The following is a 22,082-nucleotide window of genomic DNA, read 5'->3' as shown; positions in this document are numbered from 1 at the left end:
CTTCTGCTGTTTTTACCTCCCATCAGTTTAAGGGTTGGGCTATCCAATACCTATTTGACCAGTCAAGTTTCGGATAATTGGCTGGTCCTCACCCAGCGCTAGTTCTAGCCGCGCATCGCGTCGGCGGGGCTCTTGCGGGATGCCACCCACGCCGGGTATGCCGAAGACACCAGACCGGTAAGGGCGCCAACGCCCACGCCGAGCACCACGAATCCGGGTGAGAGAACCGCCTGCCAGCCCTGCACGAGCGAAAGAATAATCGTCGCAATCATGCCGGAGCAGGCGCCGATGGAGCCGCCGAGCACACCGAGCATGACGCCCTCCATGAGGAAGATGCGGGCGATCAGCCATTTACTCGATCCGATGGCGCGGCGCAGCGCAATCTCTGCGGTGCGCGATTGCACGGACAGGTACATGGCGGTTGCCGCCGAGAGGGAGGCGAGCACCAGCAGAATACCGGAGAGCACACCCACGTACAGGCCCAGATCCGAGGCGATAGACGCGCGTAGGCTCTGCAGGTCGGAGGGGGTTTCCACGTTAATCTGGCTGGGTTCAGCGGGCTTGAGCGTCAGCGGAATTGCCTTGGCGACCGCCTTGCCGTAGCCTCGTTCGGTTTCGGCAATGTAGGTCACCTGGCCGCGTCCGGTGCGCTGAAGGGTGCCCGGCGAGACAATGACCGTGTTCCTGAATTCGTAGCCGCTGTTGCCGGGGTCGAAGAGGCCGATGACCGGCATCAGCTGACCTTCCACCCAGATGCTCACACCGGGTGCCACCTGCGGCAGCCCGCCGAGCTTAATGCCGTAGTCGACGGCGGGTAGCTCGCCGGGCCTGGGCTCGGTTGTGGCGTTATCTGCAGCCTTATCTTCGGGAATAATGCCGAGGGCGCGGGCAGCGGAGACCGACACAATAGCGCCGGAGAGCTGCTCGGAGCGTTCACGGTCAGCAACGTTCTGCTGGGTGAGGGTCGAGTTCATCTGTTCGAGCGCACGCAGGGTTTCGGGGTTCATGCGGGCACCGATTTGCTCGAGCCGGGTCTTCGAGGTGGAGCTGAGACCAATCGCCGTTTTGGGTTCGTCCTCGTAGGGGCTGAACCGGGTGATTCGCACGTCGGCGGGTGCCACGCTGCTGACGAACCCGGTGTTCTTCACGTAGTCCAGCGCGCTAATGCGGTCGGCAACATTCTGCGCGGATTCGCCCTGCCGGTAGGTTCCGAGCATGTTCTGGTCATTGTCCCTGTCGCTGATGTAGAGCGTGGATTGTTCGGATCCGAGCAGGCGCTGGTTCACCTGGTAGCTGGCGGATTCGCTCATGCCGGAGGCGCTGATGAGTCCACCCACGCCCAGCGCGAAGGACAGACCCAGTAGCAGGGTGCGTAGCGGTCGTGAGGTGAGCGCGGAAATCGCCTCGATGCTGTCGTCGGTGAGGAAGCTTCCGCGGCGATGCGTAGCGGGCTTCTCCCCCGGTGCGAGGCTGGTGGTAGCATCTACCGGGGCACCAACCGTGGCTTCTGCCGGGGTGTCCGTTGCAACCGGCACAGCCTCGGCAACCGGCACCTCAGCGACCGGCACCGTAGCCAAGTCGGCGCGGCTCTGCTCGTGCAACTGCCCATCCTCAATGCGAATCACACGGCGGGCGGCGGCGGCAACCTCCGGGTCGTGGGTAATAACCAGCACGGTACAGCCGGTCGCGTTAATGCGCTGCAAAATCTCAATGACCTTGGCGCTATTGTGGCTGTCCAGGTTGCCGGTGGGCTCGTCGGCAAGAATCAGCGGCGGGCGCGTGGCGAGGGCACGAGCAATGGCGCAGCGCTGCTTCTCGCCGCCGGAGAGGTAGCGGGTGCGGATGCTGGCGCGGTCGCTCAACCCCAGAAATTCTAGGGTTTCTTCGGTGCGTTGCAGGCGCTCGCTGTAGGGTACGCCCTGCACGCGCAGACCCATGGAGGCGTTGGTCGTGCTGGTTTCGTCCAGCAGCATGTTTGAGGATTGGAAGATGAAGCCGAGGTGATCTCGGCGCATTTCGTCGCGTTCTCTGTCGCTGAGTCCTTCCGTGTTTTTGCCGAAGAGGCTGTAGGTTCCGCTGGTGGGAGTGTCGAGCAGACCAATGGCGTTGAGCAGGGTGGATTTACCGGAGCCCGACGGACCAATAATGGCGAGGAATTCACCGCGTTCGACCACCAGGTCGAGGTGGTCGAGGACTGCTCGTTCGCTCCCCTCGAAAACACGGGTAATGCCGTGCATTTCGATAGCGGGCGCGGTACCGAGCCCGGCAGCAGGTGTAGCGGCGGACGCTACGTTGGGCGCAACTGTAGGCGCACGTCCTGGGCTTGTGTCTGGGGTTATCTTACGGCGGCTCATGAGACAAGCACCTTCTGTCCCGTGCTGAGGTTCGCGTTGATTGCGGCGTATCCGCCGGCGGTGCGTAGAACCTCAACGTTGACTCGTTCGGTGGCGGGCGCATCCTTGCTGGTCGAGGTGGAGCTTCCGCCCTTTTCAACGAGCACGTAGGTGCCCTGGGAGTCCTGGCGTACCGCGGTAGTTGGCACCGCGAGGGTGGTTGAGGTGTTGCCCTTGCTGGTGATGGATGCGCTCTGCCCCGGAGTGAGCTTGCTCGGGTCGTCGGCGCTGAATCGCACGCTCTTTGCCGCACCCTTGGAGGGGTCGTTCTGCAGCTCACCAATGCTGGTGATGGTGCCCTCCACGCTGCCGGTGGAGGTGCGCAGGCTAACGCGGTCGCCGGCCTTGAGCTTGTTGGCAACGGAGAGCTCAACGCTGGATTCCACGTAGGGTTCGCTAGTTTCTACACTCGCGATGGGGTTGCCGTCGCTGATGAGCTGTCCGACTGCCGCAACTGCGGTGACGGTGTGGCTTCCGCCGGGCAGAATCGCGTAGTTGTTGCGGGCAATGCTGGTGACCCCTTCGCTGGGCACGCCGGTCAGGTGCGCGCGGTGCAGGCGCGTGACAGCGTCGAGGGTGTCTTCGGTGACGGTGCCGCTCTGAGCGGTGGCGTACCCGGCGGAGTTCAGTGCCTTCTGGAAGGCGAGCACGTCGTCGCCGTTATCGCCCAGGTTGAGGTCGCGGTACAGCGGCAGCGGTCCTTCCAGCACGAAGACGGGGTCGGCGCCAATGATGCCGATGAAGTCACCGGCTTTGAGCACGTTACCGGGCTTCTGGTTCTGGTAGACGAGCACCGGTTCACCGTTGGTGCGCGCGCTAATCGGGGCGGTCTCTCCCGCCTTGGTGGTTCCGGCGATGGCGAGGCCCTCGCTGACGGTTCGTTCTTCAACCTTCGCCCAGACCGGGATCACGGTTTTTGCCTGCACGGCCGGGTCGGGGCCCGTGGCGGCGTAGCGGGTGCCCAGGTAGAAGGACAGCATGAGCGAGCCGATGGCGAGGATAGCCAGCAGCAGGAGCACGCGGGGTCGGGCGATGCGCTCGCTGAAGCGGTGCCCGCTGTTTTGGTTTTTCGTGTGAGTGGTCATGGCGGTGTCTTTCTGAACTGTGTCAGCGCTGTCTATTTCTCTGCGCTGTCTATTTCTCTGCGCTGCCTATTTCTTAGCGCCGTCTTTCGGTGCGCTGTCTTTTAGTGCCCCGGTTTACTGGTGCTCCAGAACGTACTGCTTGAACTTCTCGTCACGCTCACGTTCTGCCTTGCGGTCCTGCTCAAGCTGTGACTGGTACTTGCGGATGAGCGGCATCTGGTACTGAGCTTCCAGGTCGTAGAGCTGCTTGCTCATGCCGACCTGCTGGTTACATTCGGCCTGGATGGTGGCGATGCGAATCTCTTCTTCGGAGGCGGGCTCGTTGAAACCGCCGTTCTTGCTCTGCTGCTCATTCAGCGGGCTTTCCTCGGCGACATAGCCTGCCTTAATGGGGGTGAGCCCCCGGTTTGAGACGCATTGCTTCCACTTCTCTTCGAGCTCGCGGTGCAGTTTGCTACCGTAAACGGCGTTGGTTGCGTCGATGGAGATACGACTGTATGTGGACTGCACGTCATTCTCGGGCCTCTTACCTTCGGGAACCGCGGCCTCCAGGGTCTCGCGGGCCTTGTCATGACATTCGGTGCGAAGCTGCTCCTCGGGGCTCAAGCTCTCCGGTGAGCTAAAGGAGATGGGGGCGGCGTTGGGGTCTCGCTTCTGGAATCCGTACTTCTTGGCGTATTCGACGTTCCAGGGACCGTACTTTCGGCCAAAATCGCCACGCGGCGCACTCTCAGAGTCGGGAGCCGGGATGGTGTAGTTCTGCCCGTGTTCGGCGAAGCACTGCTTCATGGCAATCTGCAATGCCGTGTATTCGTAATGAGTGCCCCCCTCGTAGTAGAGGTAATCGTCCAAGGGCATCTTCACGATGTCCTGTTCCGCGTCGAAGATGGCGTGGACGCTTTCGTCGCGTTCCAGCGGCGGGTTGAAGAGCGAGCATGCGCTCAGCGGGAGCACGCCGATGCAGAGCAGGGCGCCCGTGGCGAACAGGCGGCGGCGCGTGCCGGTACGAGGGGCGGGTCCGGTGCGGCGGTTGAGGGACTTCATCGTTGAACGCCTTTCATAAGAGTGAGTTGTACACCACATTACACCTTTTACTCCCTGTCGCGCCCGAATTTCGGGGGGGGCACCAAAAATTTTTGCGCGCCCACTCATCTGCCGAGAGCTGCAGCCTCTGCGGGAATATCCTCTGTAGGAATAGTCCTCTGGGGGCATAGAAAAATCCCCCGAACTTCTCAGAAGAGAAATTAGGGGGATTCTTCAATCAGCTACATGCTACTTGGTCGGCAGTTCAGCCAGTTCGGTAGCGTCGTGAGCCTCGGGGATGTGATCCACGTGCAGACGCTTACGGAAGACCCAGTAGGTCCATGCCTGGTAGACGAACACGACCGGCAGACCAAGGCAGGTCACGAAGGTCATAACGCCCAGGGTGTACTCGGAGCTGGAGGCGTTCGCAATGGTGAGCGAGTATGCCGGGTCCAGAGTGGAGGGCAGAACGTTCGGGTACATTGCGGTGAAGATTGCCAGAGCGCCGAATGCGAGGAACACGGACAGACCAGCGAAAGCGCGACCCTCACGGCCACCCTTTGCGGAGATCCAAGCAATCAGAACAGCAACCACAGCCAGGATGGTGCACAGCCAGGAGATGCCGTTACCGGTGGTGAAGTCCAGAGTCAGAACCCATGCAACGATCGGCAGCAGCAGGACGGGAGCCCAGCGTACCAGGGTGTTGCGGGCACGGTCGCGGATATCACCGTCGGTCTTCAGGGCGATGAAGGCAAGACCCTGAACCAGGGCGAAGCCAACGAAGCCCAGACCGCCGAGCAGAACCGGCAGGGAGACCCATGCGAAGGCGCCGCCGACGCGGTCGCCGTTCTCGTTGATGGGCAGACCCATGGAGGTCAGACCGAGCAGAGCGCCGACGAGCAACGCGATGAAGAAGGAAGAAACAGACAGAGCGATGTTCCAGTTACGGATCCACTTCTCATCGTTCTTCTTACCGCGGTATTCAATGGCGACCACGCGCAGAATCAGGAAGACCAGCGCGAGGGTCAGGGGGATATACAGAGCCGAGAAGAGGGCTGCGTACCAGATGGGGAATGCTGCGAAGATAGCAGCACCGCCGGACACAATCCACACCTCGTTACCGTCCCAGACGGGGCCGATGATGTTCAGCAGCAGACGGCGTTCCTTCTCGTTCTTGGTGAACTTGGAACCCATCAGCATACCGACACCCAGATCGAAACCGTCGAGAATCATGTACATGATGAGGAAGACGCCAATGGCGACAAACCAGAGGGTGGGCAGGCCAGGCTGACCGGCAAAGATATTGAAATCAAAGTTCATGGTGAATCAATCCTTACCCGCCTAGTAGGCGAACTCCAGCACATCGCGCTTGGACTTGTCGTTGGACTCGTCCTCGTGGGGCGACTGAACCAGCTCGGGCATTGCTGCCACAACACCGGCCTTGACGTACTTGATGAGCAGGTAAACCTCAACCACCATCAGCACGCCGTAGAGCAGGCCCAGGGTGAGCAGGGAGAAGAGGATTTCTTCACCGGAAACACCCGGGGAGATAGCTGCTGCGGTGAACAGGTGGATCGAGGGATCACCCTGAAGGTTCGGAGCCACAACGAAGGGCTGGCGGCCCATTTCGGTGAAGATCCAGCCCAGTGCGATTGCGAAGAAGGGAGCCATGATGGACCAGACAGCAACGTTCTTGAGCAGCTTGGACTCGGGAACGGTGCCAACGCCCTTCTTACGGGTTACCCACAGTGCGTAGAGGTAGAGGGGCAGTACGACTGCACCCAGACCAATCATGCCGCGGAAGCCCCAGTAGGAGACCTCGAGGGAGGGCAGGTAGTCAATCTTCTGACCTGCACGCTCGCCGTAGAGCGGGTTGTTGGGCAGGTTGGTGCCGAACTTAGCTTCGTACTCGGGCAGCAGGGTCTGAATACCCTTCACCGGGGTATCGAAGTTGTCGTGTGCCAGGAAGGACAGCACGCCGGGGACCTCGATGATGGGGGTGATCTTGTCGCAGCTCTGAGCGCCGAGCTCGCCGATGGTCAGAACAGAGAAGGCGGTACCGTCGTGGCACGCAGCTTCTGCGGCAGCCATCTTCATGGGCTGCTCGTGGATCATCATCTGTGCCTGCAGGTGGCCGGATGCACCAACACCTGCGAACGCGAGGAGACCAACGACTGCGCCCAGGCGCAGGGACTTGAGCCAAACCTGGAAGTCCTTCTTGTCTCGTGCGCCCTTGTCGGACTCACCAACGACGACCTTGCCGTCAACGACCTTGTCGATGCCGTCCTTGCGGCGACGCCACAGCTTGTACCAGGCAATACCGACCAGGAAGCCACCGGCAACCTGGATGGATGCGGTGATGACGTGAGAGAAGGTCACCCATGCGAGGGGGTTCATCAGCACTGCGCCAATGTCGGTCATGCGGGGACGACCGTCAATCATTTCTGCACCGACGGGGTGCTGCATCCAGGAGTTTGCAACCAGAATGAAGAATGCAGAAATCCAGGAGCCGAGAACTGCCATGAACAGCGAGAATGCGTGTACAGCAGGCTTGAGGCGGTCCCAACCGAAGATCCACAGACCCAGGAAGGTCGACTCAACGAAGAAGGCGAAGAGGCCTTCCATTGCCAGCGGAGCGCCGAAGACGTCGCCGACGAAGCGGGAGTATTCGCTCCACGCCATGCCGAACTGGAATTCCTGAACCAGACCGGTGGCCACACCCATTGCGAAGTTAATGAGGTACAGCTTGCCCCAGAACTTCGTCATGCGCTTGTATTCGTCCTTCTTGGTACGAACATAGCGAATGTACAGGTAGGTCACAACAAGGCCCAGACCCAGAGTCAGCGGAACCATGAAGAAGTGGTAGACGGTGGTAATACCGAACTGCCACCTACCAAAATCAAGGGGATCCATTGATAGGTCCTTACTATGTGTGTACTTAATGTGTGTTTGTGCCAGATTTCGGGTAGTCCGCCATCGATGGAGGGCATACGAGAGTTACTGACACACTGTCTCTCATGCTTCTAAGGTACAGGGTTTTCTTGAGAAGCTGTGAGTACGCTGTGCATAGTATGGACGTTTATTGTTTGACGTTTCGCTAAAGGTACGTTGAACGTTATCCCCCGGTGTGCGGGTGGATTGAGGGTTGGAACACGGAGGGGCTGTGTGGGTCTGAGAGGCACTTTCAGAACCGCGGTAAAACTTTGCAGTTTTATGCAGTTTATGCAGATTTTTGATGACACATTCTCGGAATATGACAGGCGCCTCAAGTAGTACTTAAGGCTTAAATTTGCATGATTTATGCTGAATTTACGCGGATTTCAGAGAATCAACGTGACTATTCTCACATAAAATTCCTGGATTGTGACACGCTAGTCACACACTCCCCCGCAGGTTACATATCGATGTTCTCGGTATCCAACTGATGCGCACCGGCAATGATGAACTCCTTACGGGGAGCCACCTCAGAACCCATCAACAGGGAGAACGCACGCTCGGCAGCCTCCGCATCCTCAATGCGAATACGGCGCAACATGCGATGACGCGGATCCATAGTGGTCTCAGCCAACTGGTCGGCGTCCATCTCACCCAGACCCTTATAACGCTGAATGGGTTCCTTATAGGACACGCCCTGCTCCTGCAAAGAATCCAGAAGCTCGTGCAGCTGCTTCTCCGAGTAGGTGTACACCATCTCGGTCGGCTTGCCGCGGCGCACCACCTCCACGCGGTGCAGGGGCGGGACCGCGGCGTACACGCGACCCGCCTCAATCAGCGGACGCATGTAACGGTAGAACAGGGTCAGCAGCAGGGTACGAATGTGGGCGCCGTCCACGTCCGCATCGGTCATCATAATGACCTTGCCGTAGCGAGCAGACTCCAGGTCAAAAGTACGACCCGAACCGGCACCAATCACCTGAATCAGCGCCGCACACTCGGCGTTCGCGAGCACATCGGTCACCGAGGCACGCTGAGTGTTCAGGATCTTACCGCGAATCGGCAGCAGGGCCTGGTACGAGGAAGAACGCGCCAGACGCGCAGTACCCAGCGCCGAGTCACCCTCCACAATGAACAGCTCAGAATGCTCAACATTGGTCGAACGGCAATCCACCAGCTTAGTGGGCATGGACGAAGACTCCAGCGCGGTCTTACGGCGCTGAGTTTCCTTGTGGATGCGCGCCGAGACGCGGGTCTTCATCTCAGAGACGACCTTCTCGCACAGAGCGGTCGCCTGAGCCTTCTCAGCACGCGCGGTCGACTCCAGGCGCGCCTTCAGCGCATCACCCACGACCTTCGACACGATCTGACGAACCGCGGGAGTACCCAGAATCTCCTTGGTCTGACCCTCAAACTGCGGCTCGGCAAGACGCACGGTCAGCACGGCGGTCAAGCCGGCGAGTACGTCGTCCTTCTCGATCTTGTCGTTACCCACCTTGTACTTGCGGGCGTTATCGGCAAGGTGCTTGCGCATCACGCGCAGCAGGCCCTGCTCAAAACCGGTCGTGTGAGTACCGCCCTTGGGGGTGGCAATAATATTCACGAAGCTGCGGACCGTCGTCTCGTAGCCAATACCCCAGCGCAGCGCAACGTCCACTTCGCAATCGCGCTCCACGTCGGTCAGCTGCGAGCGGCCATCCTCACCCAGCACCGGCACGGTCTCGGTGAAAGAACCGCTGCCGCTAAAACGCCAGGTGTCGGTAATCCGCTCATCGTGCGCCAGAAACTCGACGAACTCGCTAATGCCGCCGTCGTACTGGAAAACTTCCTCGTGGGGCTCCAACTCGCCGGGGGTGCCGGGCAGTCGGCGCTCATCGCGGATGCAAATACGCAGACCCGGAATGAGGAACGCGGTCTGGCGCGCACGAGCAGCCAAGTCCTCGTAGCTGAACTTAGCGTCGGGGGTGAAAATCTGCGGGTCAGCCCAATAACGCACACGGGTGCCGGTCACGCCGCGCTTAGCGCGACCCACAATCTGCAGGGCGTCAGTGCCCTCGGTTGCGGGAGTGAACGGATCTTCGGGCTTGGGGGTACGGCCGGACTCAAAGTGGCCGGGAATGCCGTGGCGGAAGGACATCTGGTAGGTCTTCGAGCCACGATCCACCTGCACGTCCAGACGCGAAGACAGCGCGTTCACCACGGAAGCGCCCACGCCGTGCAAACCACCGGACGCGTTATAGGAGCCGCCGCCAAACTTACCGCCGGCGTGTAGCTTAGTGAACACGACCTCCACACCGGACAGGCCGGTACGCGGCTCAATGTCGGTGGGGATACCGCGGCCATCATCACGCACCTCAACCGAACCGTCACGGTACAGAATAACCTGAATGGACTGGCCGAAACCGGCGAGCGCCTCATCCACCGAGTTGTCGATAATCTCCCAGAGGCAGTGCATCAGGCCGCGAGAGTCCGTGGAGCCAATGTACATGCCCGGGCGTTTGCGTACAGCTTCCAGACCTTCCAGCACGGAGAGGTGACGGGCGGTGTAGTTCGAAGACGCCACGGGATTCCTTTCGGGTGAATATGTCTGCGGTGGTGAACGCGTGCCACCGGGCGGAGTGCGAGTCCGGCTCAAGTGCTACGGGGGCAGAACGACAGCGGGGCACGACGCGTGTCGTGCCCCGCAGAGCGTTCAACGTTCGGAACTCTATTCTAGCGTGGCTTGGGGAAAAGAGTGATTATGACAGTCACCGCTAATGCGCTGCTCTGCTCCCACGTTCCTTCCCCTAGTGCGCCTCACCCGAGGCACGCGAGGAGCTCTCGTGACGGTTCGTGACCATGATATTGGACTTGAAGTAGAACTCTTCGGGAAGCTCATTCGTAACCGGGCCGTGAGGGAATTCGCTGAGCTTCGGCACGAAGTACCAGTCCATCAGCTCGCCGCTGCTCTGTTTGAGGACGCGGCGTTCCCTCATGGCGTGGCGTACCTTGCGGCGCAGGCGCGGGCTGTCTTTTAGGGTGCTGGTGAAGACCCACGGAGTCTCGTAACCCTCGGTGATCATGCCGAAGGTGATGCGCAGGTTGCCGTTCTCGTCGGCGTCCATCGTGAAGTCGCCGTCTGCGATATCGGTGAAGGCGAGCATCCAGCTGTGTCGGCGTTCGTAGCTTTCGCGGGTGGTCTGCAGCGCCGCAATGATGCGGTGGTCGATCAGCAGCTCCACCTTGCGTTCGGTGATTTCGCCCAGACGAGCGTAGGAGCCGAAGGCGCGGTTGGCGCCGCTGCGGCGAGGCCACTTCGTCACCGCACCGTGCGGCACCTCCCCCGCAAAGGTAAAGGGGCCCGTCATGGTGCCGGGCAGACGCAGACGCTCAAACGGAGCAGTCGGCAGGAAGGTCGTCAGCAGCTGATCGGAGCTGACCGACTTACCCCAGCGCGCCATCTCAAAAATGGTCGGTTCAGGGCCTACAGGGTAGATATGCGGCATCTTGCGACCGAACTCGTCAAAGCCCTCAATAAACTCGCCGTTGGAGCTGTACCCGGGCATGGTCGCACCGAGCGGGCGAGTCCACGACCCCGAATACGGCTTGGTCAGATGCGGGTTCTCCACCGGCAGGATGCTGGTGCGAGCACCCAGGTAGGCGGGCATGCGCGAGAGGTTACGCCAGGCGAACTTCGCGGCAACCGCCTCGCGCCACCACATCGGGCGTTTGCCCGGGGTCTGCCCACCCAGGCAGTGCATGAGCAGCCAGAATCCTGCCCAGCCGAGGCACCCTACGGCAACCACGCAGAAAATAATCGTCAGCACAGTGTGCAGGGTTCCGGTCGCCCAGATATTCGTGGCGATCAGAGCCATGAACGCCACCCACGCCGCCATGACGTACGGGCCGAGCGTAATCATCGGATCGACCACCTTCACGGCGGCAATGACGCGGCGGTTCAGTCCGCGCCACACGTAGGAGTACGCCCAGCAGCCGGCGGCAAGGGCGAGTGCCATCAGCAGAAGAAGGATGAGCATCGGTGTGTCTCTTTCGCTGCAGGTTTTTCTACCGCGGTCGGTGACAGCAAGCGTCGGACAGATGCCCCGCTGAAAGGCTCTTCAATAGCAAAACTCGTCTGCCGAAGGTACCTTCAGCAGACGAGTTTCTTTGGTGTCACTAACCTTGAGGTAAAGCTTCTCTACCTATTGTGCCTTTAATTGGTATCCCTGTGGGGGATTTTAGGGGGATGCACGAAAAAATCGTACCCAACCCCGCCTTTTCACCCATCAGACAGGCACCGTAAGTATGCTCTGGCGCCTCAGCGACGGTTTTAGACAGAGGTTTTAGACAGCGGTTTTAGGAGGTCAGCGCAGCAGCAATCTGAGGAATCAGCGCTTCAAAAGCACGCGCACGGTGGCTAATCGAGTTCTTAATATCGGCGGGAATCTCAGCGCAAGACTTGCCAGCGTACTGACCCTCGTACAGGGCGTTCTCACCGTTCAACTCCATGGGGCGCAGAATCGGGTCGTAACCGAAGCCGCCCTCCCCCGCCGGTGCGGTCAGCAGCTCACCGGGCAGCTCGCCGTACTCGACCGCCTCAAAACCGCTCGGGGCGGCAACCGAGGCCGCGCAGCAGAACTTCGCGCCGCGGTGCTCGGCAGAAATATCGCTCAGCTGAGCCAGCAGCAGGTTCAGGTTCGCGGTGTCATCGCCGTGGCTACCCGCCCAGCGCGCCGAGAAAATGCCGGGAGCGCCGTTGAGCACATCCACCGACAGGCCGGAATCGTCAGCAATAGCGATCAGCCCGGTTGCCTCGGCAACAGCGCGCGCCTTCAGCAGGGAGTTCTCAGCGAAGGTCACGCCGGTCTCGGGAACATCGGGGGCGTTCACGCTGGAGGCGTCAACCACCTGGGTATCAACGTCCAGGCCGTCAATGCGTCCGCGCAGAATTTCGCGCAGTTCCTTGAGCTTGCCCTTATTGTGGCTTGCCAGAACAATCTTTGCGTCTGCCATAGTTTCTCCTTGTCGACGGAACTAGTTACTGGGACGGGTTAGTGTGCCAGTGCTTCACGCTGAATCTGAGCCAGCTCTGCGGTGCCTTCCAGCGCCAGGTCGAGCAGGCTGTTGAGCTCGTCGCGGTCGAAAGGCGCGCCCTCGGCGGTGCCCTGAACCTCAACGAACTTGCCGCTGCCGGTGACGACCACGTTCATGTCGGTCTCGGCGCGAACGTCCTCGGTGTAGGGCAGGTCCAGCATGGGGGTGCCGTCAATAATGCCCACCGAAATTGCGGACACCGAATCGATCAGCGGGTTCGCCTTAGCGGGCAGAATCTTCTGCTCCTTCGCCCAAGAAATAGCGTCAGCCAGCGCCACGTATGCGCCGGTAATAGAAGCGGTGCGGGTGCCACCATCAGCCTGCAGAACGTCACAGTCGAGCACGATGGTGTTCTCGCCCAGCTCATCCATGTTGATGACCGCACGCAGGGAGCGACCAATCAGGCGAGAAATCTCGTGGGTGCGGCCGCCCACGCGGCCCTTCAGCGACTCGCGAGAAGAACGGGTGTTGGTGGCGCGCGGCAGCATCGCGTACTCGGCGGTCACCCAGCCCTTACCTTCGCCCTTGAGCCAGCGCGGCACGCCCTCGGTGAAGGATGCGGTGCACAGCACGCGGGTGTTGCCGAACTCGATGAGGGCGGAACCCTCAGCGTTGCGGGACCAGCCGCGGGTAATGGTGATGGGGCGCAGTTCGTTGAGGGCGCGGCCGTCTTCGCGGGTTGCAGTCATGGGTTCTCCTTGAATCTGTCTGCGGAATCTGTGTCTGTCTGTTGACTCTAATATCGAAAGGCAGGCGGAGCTGAGCGCAGTTTGCACTAGTCCAGTTTGTTTTAGCCTAGTCCAGCTCGGGCTTCGCCTAATCTAGCTCTGGCTTGGGCAGCGCAATCGCGGTGTTCAGCGGCGGGTCAAGCACCTCCACCACGTTCAAGGTGGACGTGACCGGGTGAGCCTCCGTCGGGCGCGGGTAGATGCGGTAGCTTGCCGCCATTTCGGCAATGCCGACCGGGCCGGAGAAAGCACTGCGCGCCTCCGCGCGAGCGATGTCCGGGTCGTTCCACACGGGCAGGTGGGTCAGCAACAGGTTACGCACACCCGCCTCCGTGGCAGCCTCGCCGGCGCGCTTGCCGGTCAGATGAATACCGCGCAGGGCGTCGTCTCGACCCTCCTGGTAGGCTGCCTCGCAGAGGAACAGGTCAGCACCGCGCGCAGCCTTGACCAGGCCCTCGCACAGGTCGGTATCGCCCGAGTACGAGAACACGGTGTGACCCTCGCGGTCATTGCAGATGATGCGCAGCGCGTACGGATCCTTCGAGGGGTGAACCACGCGGAACGGCTCCACGCGGAAGGGACCAATCTGCACGGGCTCACCCTCAGTCCAGGTGTGGTACTCGAACTCGGTGCTCATGCCCGGCTCCGGGTCCAGTCCGTGAGTCGCCGAAAGGTACTCGTTAATCGCGGCGGGACCGTACAGCGGAATGCGGCCCTTAGGCCAGCCGCGCGGATCCCACTTGACCGCCACGTGCAGACCGGACAGGTCGATGCAGTGGTCCGGGTGCAGGTGCGAAATCAGAATCGCGTCGATATTGCTCAGGTCGATATGGCGCTGGAGCATGCCGAGGGAGCCGTTGCCCATGTCCATGATGATGCGCCAGGTTCGACCCGCGAAGTCCGTGGCGGTGAGCATATAGCAACTAGCCGGTGAGACGGGGCCGGGAAAGGAGCCCGTGCAACCGATAACGGTTAGACGCATGAGGTGTCGTCCTTAGGGGTGGTGCCAGAAAATTCGGTGCTCGCAGAGGTGTGTGCTTCCTCTGCAGGATCTGCCGATTCGTCGAGGGTGATGTTGCGGTGTGCCGCAAGCATTTCGGGGGTGAGTGCCGCCAGCGAGCCGGTCGGGTAGCGTTCCGCCACGGAGCTGGTGTGGCGCACGTTCGTGACCTCGGGGCCGAGGAAGCGGCGTGCCAACTGCGAGAACGTCTCAGATTCGCCGGTGGCGAGGAATTCGTGGCGCGGATTTTCCTCGGGGACCGGGCTTTCAATGGCGTGGTTGAGCAGTTCGCGGTACACGTCCTTCGCGGTCTCATCCGCGGAGGAAACCAGGGTGACGTCCTCACCCATAATGTAGGAAATCACGCCGGCCAGCAGCGGGTAGTGGGTACAGCCGAGCACGAGGGTGTCCACGCCGGCGTCCTTGAGCGGCTGCAGGTACTCGCGGGCGGTCTCCAGCAGCTCGGGGCCGGAGGTAATGCCCTTCTCCACGAACTCCACGAAGCGCGGGCACGCCACCGAGTGCACCTCAAGGTTCGGGGTAATCGCAAAAGTGTCCTCGTAGGCGCGGGAGGTGACGGTCGCCTCCGTCGCAATCACGCCGATCTTGCGGTTACGGGTTGCGGCGAGCGCACGGCGGGCGGCGGGCTGAATCACCTCGATGACGGGGATGCCGTACTGGCGGGTGTAGCGTTCGCGGGCGTCGCGGAGCACCGCTGCGGAGGCGGTGTTGCAGGCGATGACGAGCATTTTCACGCCGGAGTCGACGAGTTCGTCCATGATGCGCAGGGCATTGGCGCGTACTTCTGCGATTTTGAGGGGGCCGTAGGGGCCGTGGGCGGTGTCGCCGACGTAGATGATGCGTTCGTGAGGCAGCTGGTCCATGATGGCGCGTGCCACGGTGAGTCCGCCAACGCCGGAGTCGAAGACGCCGATGGGTGCCGCGGCGGTGGGGCCTACAGGCGCGGGGCTTCCCCAGGGGGTGCGGGCACGGTAGGGATTTGTTGCGTCGATGCTGTCACTCATGTGTCACCTACACTTCGTTATCGGTCGGGTACCACGTTCTATGCTAACTCGCTAAGGTTACCCTTTTAGTCCGTTGGGCGGTTAGATGAGTCGAGAACCACCATTATGTGGTTGTATATGACGATAGTTTGAAGGGGAATTTGAAAAATTCGTTCTATTCTTGCTCTTTTTCCCCGCCATTTGCCCCGTCAAATGCTCCGCCGGTCACATCCTCTTCTTCGTTGTCCAGCCCGTCGAGCATGGCGAGCATGAGCGAGTCCTGAACCCAGGAGACGAAGTTGTACACCACAGCCATGTACTCTTCCTGGGTCTCGATCTCGGACGGGTCGGTGAACGCTGCAATATCTTCTGCGGTGTCTTCGTCCACGATGTAGAGGCGGTCGGCAAGCACCAGGCGAATATCGCCGAGCGCAGTAGCCCAGGCGCGGGCGTGTTCCTCGTTCAGGCGCAGGTCGCTGGACTCAATGTCGAAGGCGAGCATGGCGAGGTTCGCGCGTTTGGTTTCGCGCAGGTCGCGTTCGGTGTAGCGGCGGTATTCGGTGGCGGCCTCGTCGTCACTGCTTGCGGCGGGAAGCAGGCGCGCCACGGCGCTGTCGGCGGGGATGGTGGGGTTTTCGGTGATGCCGACCAGCGCCTCCAGCGGGTCGACGGTGCCGCCGTCGGCGGTGGTATCTGCCGGGCGCAGCAGCGCGCGCACGTCTTCGGCGAGTTCGCGGATCAGGTCGCGTTCGGCGGGTTCGAAGGAGGCGGTGTAGCCTCCGGGGGTGCGACGGAAGGGCCGTGCCATTAGTTTTCTACTTTCTCGAAGGTTGCCAGCAGACCCCAGGCGTGCATTGCCTGGGTGTGTTTTTCGGCGTCTTCGCGGGAGCCGGTGAAGACGATTGCCTTGCCGTTGTTGTGCACCTGCAGCATGAGTTCTTCGGCGCGGGCACGGGAGTAGCCAAAGTGGCTACGGAAAACGTAGGACACGTAGGTCATGAGGTTGACGGGGTCGTTCCAGACGATGACGTTCCAGGGGATGTCTGCGGCGAGGATGTTCTCCAGGGCGGTGTCGAGGTCGGTGTCCTCGAGGGTTCCGGTGGAGAGGGTCACGGCGGTAGTGTTCATTGGTTTCCTTTGCGGCCGGTTCCCTTTGATTATACGGGCGGGTATGTGTTGCCCCTGTGTGGCCCCTGTGTTCGTCCTGTACTGCTCCCGCACAGAGTGCTGGTAATTTGTCATACTACAGTACTTAGAGTCAAGAATACTTTATGTAGTGATTGACACGCCGACTCAAGAGGAAAAATACCCTAATCCCCCACTACAATAAACACATGGCTACTACTTCCCTTCTCACCGACCACTACGAACTGACCATGCTCCAGGCGGCACTCGCCTCCGGCGCAGCCAACCGTAAGTGCACCTTCGAAGTCTTCACCCGCCGCCTGCCCGCGGGCCGCCGCTACGGCGTCCTCGCAGGCACCGGCCGATTCCTCGAAGGCCTCGCTAACTTCCGCTTCAACGACGAAGAACTCTCCTTCCTCTCCTCCCGCAATATCGTCAACAAAGAGACCCTCTCCTACCTCGAATCCTTCACCTTCAGCGGCAATATCCGCGGCTACGCAGAAGGCGAAGCGTTCTTCCCCCACTCCCCCGTCCTGCAGGTCGAAGGCACCTTCGCCGAAGCGTGCGTCCTCGAAACCTACCTGCTGTCCATCCTGAACTTCGACTCCGCCGTGGCAAGCGCCGCCTCCCGCATGAGCGCAGCCGCAGGCAACCGCCCCTGCCTCGAAATGGGTTCGCGCCGCGCCCACGAACGCGCCGCCGTCTCCGCCGCACGCGCCGCCGTGATTGCCGGCTTCGCGGGCACCTCCAACCTGGAGGCTGGCCTGCGCTACGGCCTGCACACCATCGGCACCAGCGCCCACGCCTTTACCCTGCTGCACGACAGCGAACGTGAAGCATTCGAGGCGCAGCTGCGTTCCCTCGGCGCCCGCACCACCCTGCTCGTCGACACCTACAACGTGGACGAGGCAGTCCGCCTCGGCGTGGAACTCGCGGGCGAAGAGCTCGGCGGTGTGCGCCTGGACTCCGGCGACCTGGTCGCCACCGCGGCACGTGTGCGTGAACTGCTCGACTCGCTCGGCAACACCCACACCAAGATCACCGTCACCAGCGACCTGGACGAGTACGCCATCGCATCCCTGGCGGCAGCGCCCGTGGACTCCTACGGCGTGGGCACCAAGCTGGTCACCGGCTCCGGCGCGCCGACTTCCTCCATGGTGTACAAGGTTGTTGAGCGTGAGAACTCTGCCGGTGAAATGCAGCCGGTCGCTAAGGCGTCGGCTGGCAAGGCGTCCATCGGTGGCGCCAAGCGTGCGGCCCGCCGCCTCAACAGCATGGGCATTGCGACCGCCGAGGTTCTGGGCACCCACGAGGACCCGAACCTGCTCGAGGGCACCCGCCCGCTCATGGTGGACTTCGTCCGCAACGGCGAGCTGCTCCCCGGCTTCACCGGCGAGGAAGGTGTGCGCCGCGCAACCGCCCGCCACGTAGCATCCCTGGCTGAGCTTCCCGAAGCTGCCCACCGCCTCTCGGAGGGTGAGCCGATCATTCCGACCGAATTCATCTAAACCACCCTTCTGAGATACTGTTTTCACCTGGCGAATCAGAGTGAAAACTCATTCCTACTTGTAAAGGACAGACATGTCTAAGGCACTGATTATTGTTGACGTGCAGAACGATTTCTGCGCCGGCGGCGCCCTCGCCACCGAGCGCGGTGCGGACGTTGCCGCGCTGATTAGCGAATACGTGGAGAACAACCACCACCGCTACGACGCGATTGTCGCCACCCAGGACTGGCATATCGATCCGGGCTCGCACTTCTCTGACACCCCCGACTACGTTGACTCCTGGCCGGTGCACTGCGTCGCCAAGAGCGAAGGCTCGCAGATTCACGAGAACCTGGACACCGACTACATTGAGGCGTACTTCCGCAAGGGCCGCTTCGAGGCAGCGTACTCGGGTTTTGAGGGTCTTCTCGCCCCCGAGGATGAGGTCGCAACCGGCGAGCACGAGCCCGGTGCGGATGCGTCCGAGGACGGCCCGCAGACTCCCCTGTCGGAGTGGCTGGATGAGCGCGGTATCGAGTTCGTCGATGTTGTCGGTATCGCCACCGATTATTGTGTGTCGGCAACCGCTCGCGATGCGGTCGATGCAGGCTACGAGACTCGCGTTCTGGTTGACCTGACCGCGCCCGTGCACGAGGACAAGCTCGACGACGTGGTTGCCGAGCTTGAAGATGAGGGCGTCGAGGTGGTTGAGGTTCTCTAACCTCCACTAGCTCTGCCGATGACTCGCCATTTCAGGCGGGTACTAAAGATACAGAGACGTTGAATACACAGAGGCGGGGAGCCTGGGATGTACTATCCCAGGCTCCCCCCCTCTTAGCGTGCCCAATATCCTGGCGTGCCCATAACTTATCGTGCCTGCAACCAGCCGAGGTCATGAAACCTCTGCGGTTATGCAGCAGATTGAGCCGCATTACTTGAAGCGGACCTCCGCCATGCCGTTCACGCGCACGTTCGGGCCGGCCGGCGCCTCCTTAGTGCCAACAATCGCGCCGTTACGCACGCTCGGCGCCAAGTAGGATCCGCCAGCACCACCGGCACCGCCCTGCTGAACGTAGCCGACCGCGCGGCGCGGGTTCTTCGGGTTGTTGCACCACTGCTGCGAGATGATGATTGCCGAAACCGCGTTCGCCACGCCGGAGCCGCCACCACCGTAGCCTGCACCGCCGCCAGCAGACACCACGGTCTGGTAGCCGAAGAAGTTCTTGCTGATGGTGATGCTGGTGGTTCGTGCGGTTGCGGTGCCGGTCAGGTTCGCGGGGTCGTTCTTGTCGTACTGGTAGGCGTACGCACCCACGCCGTCCGCACCATTCGCGTTGAAGCCGTTACCGCCGGTTGCGCCCGCGGCACTGGTGCTGTGGATGACCTGCTTGTTCTGGGAACCGAAGCCGACCAGACCGTGGTCGCCGGTGGGCAGGCTATTGGGAATAGCGCCCATGCCGCCTCGACCGCCAGAGCCACCCGTGCCGGGGGTTGCGATGATCTGCAGGTTCGCCTCGACGCTGTAGGCGTCGCTTGCGGCGGCACCTTCATAGCCCATGGAGGCTTCTGCATTGCCGCCGGAGCCGCCGCGCACCCATTCCAGGCCACAGACCGGACTAATGGCGTAGCTGGAGCCGGGCAGCGGTGCGGTGGAGCTGGAGTTACGCACGTGTCCACCGCCACCACCTGCTGCGATAGCAACCACGGTGCCGTTGACCAGCAGTGCGGAGGAGCCGCCACCGGATGCGGCGTAAATGCTGCGCTTGAAGTGGGTGTGGGGTGCACCGTCGCCTGCGGTGGGGTTACCGTAGGTGCGGGGGTTTGCCGCGTCGATAATAGCCTTCGGACCTGCGGGAACGGTGACCTGAGCGGCGGAGGAGCCGCCCTTGCCGTAGCCTTCGCCGCCGGTGGCGGGCTTGGATTCGTTCCAGCTTGCGCCGTTGCGGGTGACGCGCTCAAGCACGCCGATGCCGCCGGCTGCCGCGACGATTTCTACGGTTGCGCCCGGGGTGACGCTGACGGTGCCGGTGACCTTGGCACCGCATCCGCCCTGGCTGCGTGTCATGACGGTGCCGCCTGCACCGCCGGTGAGGGTGAAGCTGAGTTCGTGTACGCCCGCCGGGACGGTGAAGGTTTTGACGGTCTTGCGGCCGTTTGCCTGTCCCTTGATGGTGTGGGAGGTGCCGGTTTGCGCGCCGTTGGCGGCGTATGCGGGTACGGCTGCGGAGGCTGCGATGATGGGCAGTGCCCAGGCAGCGCCGGTGAGGATGGTGCGGCGGGTGGGGTGTGCGTTGTGTGGCATAAGGTTTTCTTTCATGAGGATTGAGAGGATGCAGGTTGAGTGGGGTGAATAATTTACACCTATGTGCACTGAGTGCAATATTCATTTTCTAGAGTATAGACACCGAAAAACATTCTCAACTCACCACGCCATGACTTCGACCAACCCGGCATTTCTCAGACATAGCGAAGGCCCGCAGACATCAAAGTGTCTGCGGGCCTTCCAGTTGGCGCATTACTACCAACCTTTTCCTCAAAGCCATTGGTTTCATCGTTGAGACTCAACGAGACATCACTCAATGGCGTTCTCCGTGAGTGGCCAAAATACACCAAGAGACCACTCGCCAGAGAAGTACACAGTCCTCATGCCAGATATGCGCGGATGCGCCACTGGAAGGACTAAAACTTAGGGGCCGATTCTCCCGCTCCTGAGGAAAATTTCAGGAGCGGGAGAACCGGAGGGGCTAGTATCTAACCCACCGAGTAACCCAAGAGGGGGACTCGGATAAGCACGCTATTAGGAGCGCTTGCAGAGGAACACTGCAACAGAGCCGTTACCGCGGGTACCGCTCTTGGTGGGAGCATTGCCAGCAGTCTCGATGCGGCCGCCGGAAGCGTTGGGGGCAATGTAGGAGCCACCCGCACCGCCGCCACCGCCAAGCTGACCGAAGTCAGTGTTCTGACGGATACCGTTGGGGTTGTTGTTCCACTTCTGGGTCAGAATAATACCCATCGAGGAAGTAGAAGCACCGGAACCACCGCCGCCGTAGCCTGCACCGCCACCTGCGGAGATGACAGACTCATAGCCGTTCCAGTTAACACCGTTGGGTGCATCGTCAGGCTCGTCGCTGCCGTAGTAGTGCAGGGCCTTCGTCTTACCGTTGCTGAGAGTGATAACTTCAGGGCGGGAGGTATCGTTGTTGTCAAGCATGTAGGAGTAGGAGCCCACACCATCGCCACCGTTACCGTTGAAGCCTGCGCCACCATCGTTACCGGAGTTAGAGGACTGGAAGATTTCCTGGTTGTTGGTGGAGTAGTAACCGATTACACCATTGGTGGACTTGTCGGTAGGCAGAGCGGTCTTGGTACCACCGTTACCACCGATACCTGCGGAACCACCCTTACCAGGCTCAACAATGGTGACCTGAGTGGTGTCCGCGGTGCGAACCAGCGAACCTTCCTTACCTGCAGAACCTGCAGCAGCCTCAGCGGAACCACCGGTGGAACCGATAACGGGGTAAGCGTTGCGCTGCTTGTTACGCGGCTTTTCAGTGGGCCACAGGTAGCCAGCATTCACCGCGCCAGGGAAGGCGAACTTTTCGTTGTTGTTAGCGCCACCGGAGTTAATGAAGCCAGCGCCACCGCCGCCACCTGCAACAGCAACGGGGGTACCATCGATAACCAGAGCGGAGGAGCCGCCACCGGATGCGGAGTAGGTAATACGCTTGTTTGCAGAGTCTGCAGGCCACACAGCATTAACACGCTGCATAACGCTGTTAGGAATCGGGGTAGGCAGGTTGGAGGAACCACCGTTACCGTAGCCCTCACCACCATCTGCGGGCTTCAGAGGGCCGTTACCGATACCACCGGCACCAGCCACAAGCTGCACAGTCTGGCCGGGCTTCACAGCAATTTCACCGGTCAGCTTAGCGCCGGAACCTGCGAGGATATCCTCATAGTTGGTACCACCAGCACCACCAATAACAACGAACTTAATCTTGTCGACCTTCTCGGGAACGACGAAGGACTGGGTGCCCTTAGCACCTGCGTCGGTACCGGAGATGGTGTAGTCAGCAACGGTATCGCTTGCGTACTCACACACAGTGGAAGAAGCGAAAGCGGGAACTGCAGCAGATGCTGCGACAACCGGAGCAGCCCATGCTGCGCCAGCGACAACCTTGCGGCGAGAAATGTTAGTAGACATGTATGTCCTTCGAGAGTGATATCTTG

Annotated in this window: 17 protein-coding genes; 2 read left to right on the top strand and 15 right to left on the bottom strand. The window is 61.1% G+C overall.

Translation table 11 applies throughout. From position 1 onward, the window contains the following. Positions 1 to 104 precede the first annotated feature (104 nt). From HMPREF2605_RS06470 to clpS, 13 genes are all read right to left on the bottom strand, one after another. Positions 105 to 2,354 carry an ABC transporter ATP-binding protein/permease gene (locus tag HMPREF2605_RS06470; RefSeq protein WP_070847453.1) on the bottom strand — a complete coding sequence of 750 codons (2,250 nt, stop codon included), beginning with the start codon at positions 2,352 to 2,354 and terminating at the stop codon, positions 105 to 107. After that, on the bottom strand, positions 2,351 to 3,478 hold the full coding sequence (locus HMPREF2605_RS06465) for an efflux RND transporter periplasmic adaptor subunit (RefSeq protein WP_070847451.1): 1,128 nt from the start codon (positions 3,476 to 3,478) through the stop codon (positions 2,351 to 2,353). The genes HMPREF2605_RS06470 and HMPREF2605_RS06465 overlap by 4 nt, the downstream gene beginning before the upstream one ends. A gap of 114 nt (positions 3,479 to 3,592) precedes the next feature. Continuing rightward, positions 3,593 to 4,522, bottom strand: coding sequence for a multidrug transporter (locus tag HMPREF2605_RS06460; protein ID WP_083324854.1), 930 nt, complete (start codon positions 4,520 to 4,522; stop codon positions 3,593 to 3,595). Between the two features lie 228 nt (positions 4,523 to 4,750). Beyond that, positions 4,751 to 5,821: a cytochrome d ubiquinol oxidase subunit II gene (gene cydB / locus HMPREF2605_RS06455; protein WP_049357651.1), complete on the bottom strand. Its 1,071-nt coding sequence runs from the start codon at positions 5,819 to 5,821 to the stop codon at positions 4,751 to 4,753. 21 nt (positions 5,822 to 5,842) lie between these two features. After that, positions 5,843 to 7,414: a cytochrome ubiquinol oxidase subunit I gene (locus HMPREF2605_RS06450; protein WP_070847448.1), complete on the bottom strand. Its 1,572-nt coding sequence runs from the start codon at positions 7,412 to 7,414 to the stop codon at positions 5,843 to 5,845. A 481-nt stretch (positions 7,415 to 7,895) separates the two neighbouring features. Beyond that, positions 7,896 to 9,998 (bottom strand): DNA gyrase/topoisomerase IV subunit B, encoded by a 2,103-nt coding sequence (locus tag HMPREF2605_RS06445; protein ID WP_070847446.1) that lies wholly within the window; start codon positions 9,996 to 9,998, stop codon positions 7,896 to 7,898. 223 nt (positions 9,999 to 10,221) lie between these two features. Continuing rightward, on the bottom strand, positions 10,222 to 11,451 hold the full coding sequence (locus HMPREF2605_RS06440; protein WP_070847444.1) for an RDD family protein: 1,230 nt from the start codon (positions 11,449 to 11,451) through the stop codon (positions 10,222 to 10,224). 319 nt (positions 11,452 to 11,770) lie between these two features. Beyond that, positions 11,771 to 12,427: a non-canonical purine NTP pyrophosphatase gene (locus HMPREF2605_RS06435; protein WP_070847442.1), complete on the bottom strand. Its 657-nt coding sequence runs from the start codon at positions 12,425 to 12,427 to the stop codon at positions 11,771 to 11,773. Between the two features lie 38 nt (positions 12,428 to 12,465). Further along, on the bottom strand, positions 12,466 to 13,197 hold the full coding sequence (gene rph, locus HMPREF2605_RS06430; protein WP_005506419.1) for a ribonuclease PH: 732 nt from the start codon (positions 13,195 to 13,197) through the stop codon (positions 12,466 to 12,468). Between the two features lie 127 nt (positions 13,198 to 13,324). Next, positions 13,325 to 14,218 (bottom strand): MBL fold metallo-hydrolase, encoded by an 894-nt coding sequence (locus tag HMPREF2605_RS06425; protein WP_070847440.1) that lies wholly within the window; start codon positions 14,216 to 14,218, stop codon positions 13,325 to 13,327. Then, on the bottom strand, positions 14,209 to 15,261 hold the full coding sequence (gene murI, locus HMPREF2605_RS06420; protein WP_070847439.1) for a glutamate racemase: 1,053 nt from the start codon (positions 15,259 to 15,261) through the stop codon (positions 14,209 to 14,211). Before murI ends, HMPREF2605_RS06425 begins: the two co-directional genes overlap by 10 nt. A 154-nt stretch (positions 15,262 to 15,415) precedes the next feature. Then, complete coding sequence (locus tag HMPREF2605_RS06415) at positions 15,416 to 16,048, bottom strand: DUF2017 domain-containing protein (protein ID WP_070641903.1); 633 nt, start codon at positions 16,046 to 16,048, stop codon at positions 15,416 to 15,418. Further along, positions 16,048 to 16,368, bottom strand: a complete 321-nt coding sequence (gene clpS, locus HMPREF2605_RS06410) for an ATP-dependent Clp protease adapter ClpS (protein WP_070593485.1) — start codon at positions 16,366 to 16,368, stop codon at positions 16,048 to 16,050. The genes HMPREF2605_RS06415 and clpS overlap by 1 nt, the downstream gene beginning before the upstream one ends. 206 nt (positions 16,369 to 16,574) lie before the next feature. Between clpS and HMPREF2605_RS06405 the strand changes: the two genes are divergently transcribed. Both HMPREF2605_RS06405 and HMPREF2605_RS06400 read left to right on the top strand, forming a co-directional pair. Further along, the gene (locus tag HMPREF2605_RS06405; protein WP_070847437.1) at positions 16,575 to 17,873 is read left to right on the top strand and encodes a nicotinate phosphoribosyltransferase; all 1,299 of its coding nucleotides are present in this window, start codon (positions 16,575 to 16,577) and stop codon (positions 17,871 to 17,873) included. 73 nt (positions 17,874 to 17,946) lie between these two features. Further along, positions 17,947 to 18,573 (top strand): isochorismatase family protein, encoded by a 627-nt coding sequence (locus HMPREF2605_RS06400; protein ID WP_049326936.1) that lies wholly within the window; start codon positions 17,947 to 17,949, stop codon positions 18,571 to 18,573. 210 nt (positions 18,574 to 18,783) lie between these two features. Here the strand turns inward: HMPREF2605_RS06400 and HMPREF2605_RS06395 are convergent, their stop codons facing one another. Next, entirely contained in the window at positions 18,784 to 20,154 is a 1,371-nt protein-coding gene (locus tag HMPREF2605_RS06395; protein WP_070847436.1) for a hypothetical protein, read from the bottom strand. A 495-nt stretch (positions 20,155 to 20,649) separates the two neighbouring features. Continuing rightward, positions 20,650 to 22,056, bottom strand: a complete 1,407-nt coding sequence (locus HMPREF2605_RS06390; protein WP_070847434.1) for a hypothetical protein — start codon at positions 22,054 to 22,056, stop codon at positions 20,650 to 20,652. Positions 22,057 to 22,082 lie beyond the last annotated feature (26 nt).

Origin of the sequence: Rothia sp. HMSC065C03, from assembly GCF_001837295.1 — a bacterium.
GTDB lineage: Bacteria > Actinomycetota > Actinomycetes > Actinomycetales > Micrococcaceae > Rothia.
This window is presented reverse-complemented; position numbering and strand designations above follow the sequence as displayed.

Coding starts and splice junctions, on each gene's coding strand:
- HMPREF2605_RS06470 (WP_070847453.1), bottom strand. CDS start 2,354: ATGAGCCGCCGTAAGATAACCCCAGACACAAGCCCAGGACGTGCGCCT.
- HMPREF2605_RS06465 (WP_070847451.1), bottom strand. CDS start 3,478: ATGACCACTCACACGAAAAACCAAAACAGCGGGCACCGCTTCAGCGAG.
- HMPREF2605_RS06460 (WP_083324854.1), bottom strand. CDS start 4,522: ATGAAGTCCCTCAACCGCCGCACCGGACCCGCCCCTCGTACCGGCACG.
- cydB (WP_049357651.1), bottom strand. CDS start 5,821: ATGAACTTTGATTTCAATATCTTTGCCGGTCAGCCTGGCCTGCCCACC.
- HMPREF2605_RS06450 (WP_070847448.1), bottom strand. CDS start 7,414: ATGGATCCCCTTGATTTTGGTAGGTGGCAGTTCGGTATTACCACCGTC.
- HMPREF2605_RS06440 (WP_070847444.1), bottom strand. CDS start 11,451: ATGCTCATCCTTCTTCTGCTGATGGCACTCGCCCTTGCCGCCGGCTGC.
- HMPREF2605_RS06435 (WP_070847442.1), bottom strand. CDS start 12,427: ATGGCAGACGCAAAGATTGTTCTGGCAAGCCACAATAAGGGCAAGCTC.
- rph (WP_005506419.1), bottom strand. CDS start 13,197: ATGACTGCAACCCGCGAAGACGGCCGCGCCCTCAACGAACTGCGCCCC.
- HMPREF2605_RS06425 (WP_070847440.1), bottom strand. CDS start 14,218: ATGCGTCTAACCGTTATCGGTTGCACGGGCTCCTTTCCCGGCCCCGTC.
- murI (WP_070847439.1), bottom strand. CDS start 15,261: ATGAGTGACAGCATCGACGCAACAAATCCCTACCGTGCCCGCACCCCC.
- HMPREF2605_RS06415 (WP_070641903.1), bottom strand. CDS start 16,048: ATGGCACGGCCCTTCCGTCGCACCCCCGGAGGCTACACCGCCTCCTTC.
- clpS (WP_070593485.1), bottom strand. CDS start 16,368: ATGAACACTACCGCCGTGACCCTCTCCACCGGAACCCTCGAGGACACC.
- HMPREF2605_RS06405 (WP_070847437.1), top strand. CDS start 16,575: ATGGCTACTACTTCCCTTCTCACCGACCACTACGAACTGACCATGCTC.
- HMPREF2605_RS06400 (WP_049326936.1), top strand. CDS start 17,947: ATGTCTAAGGCACTGATTATTGTTGACGTGCAGAACGATTTCTGCGCC.
- HMPREF2605_RS06395 (WP_070847436.1), bottom strand. CDS start 20,154: ATGCCACACAACGCACACCCCACCCGCCGCACCATCCTCACCGGCGCT.
- HMPREF2605_RS06390 (WP_070847434.1), bottom strand. CDS start 22,056: ATGTCTACTAACATTTCTCGCCGCAAGGTTGTCGCTGGCGCAGCATGG.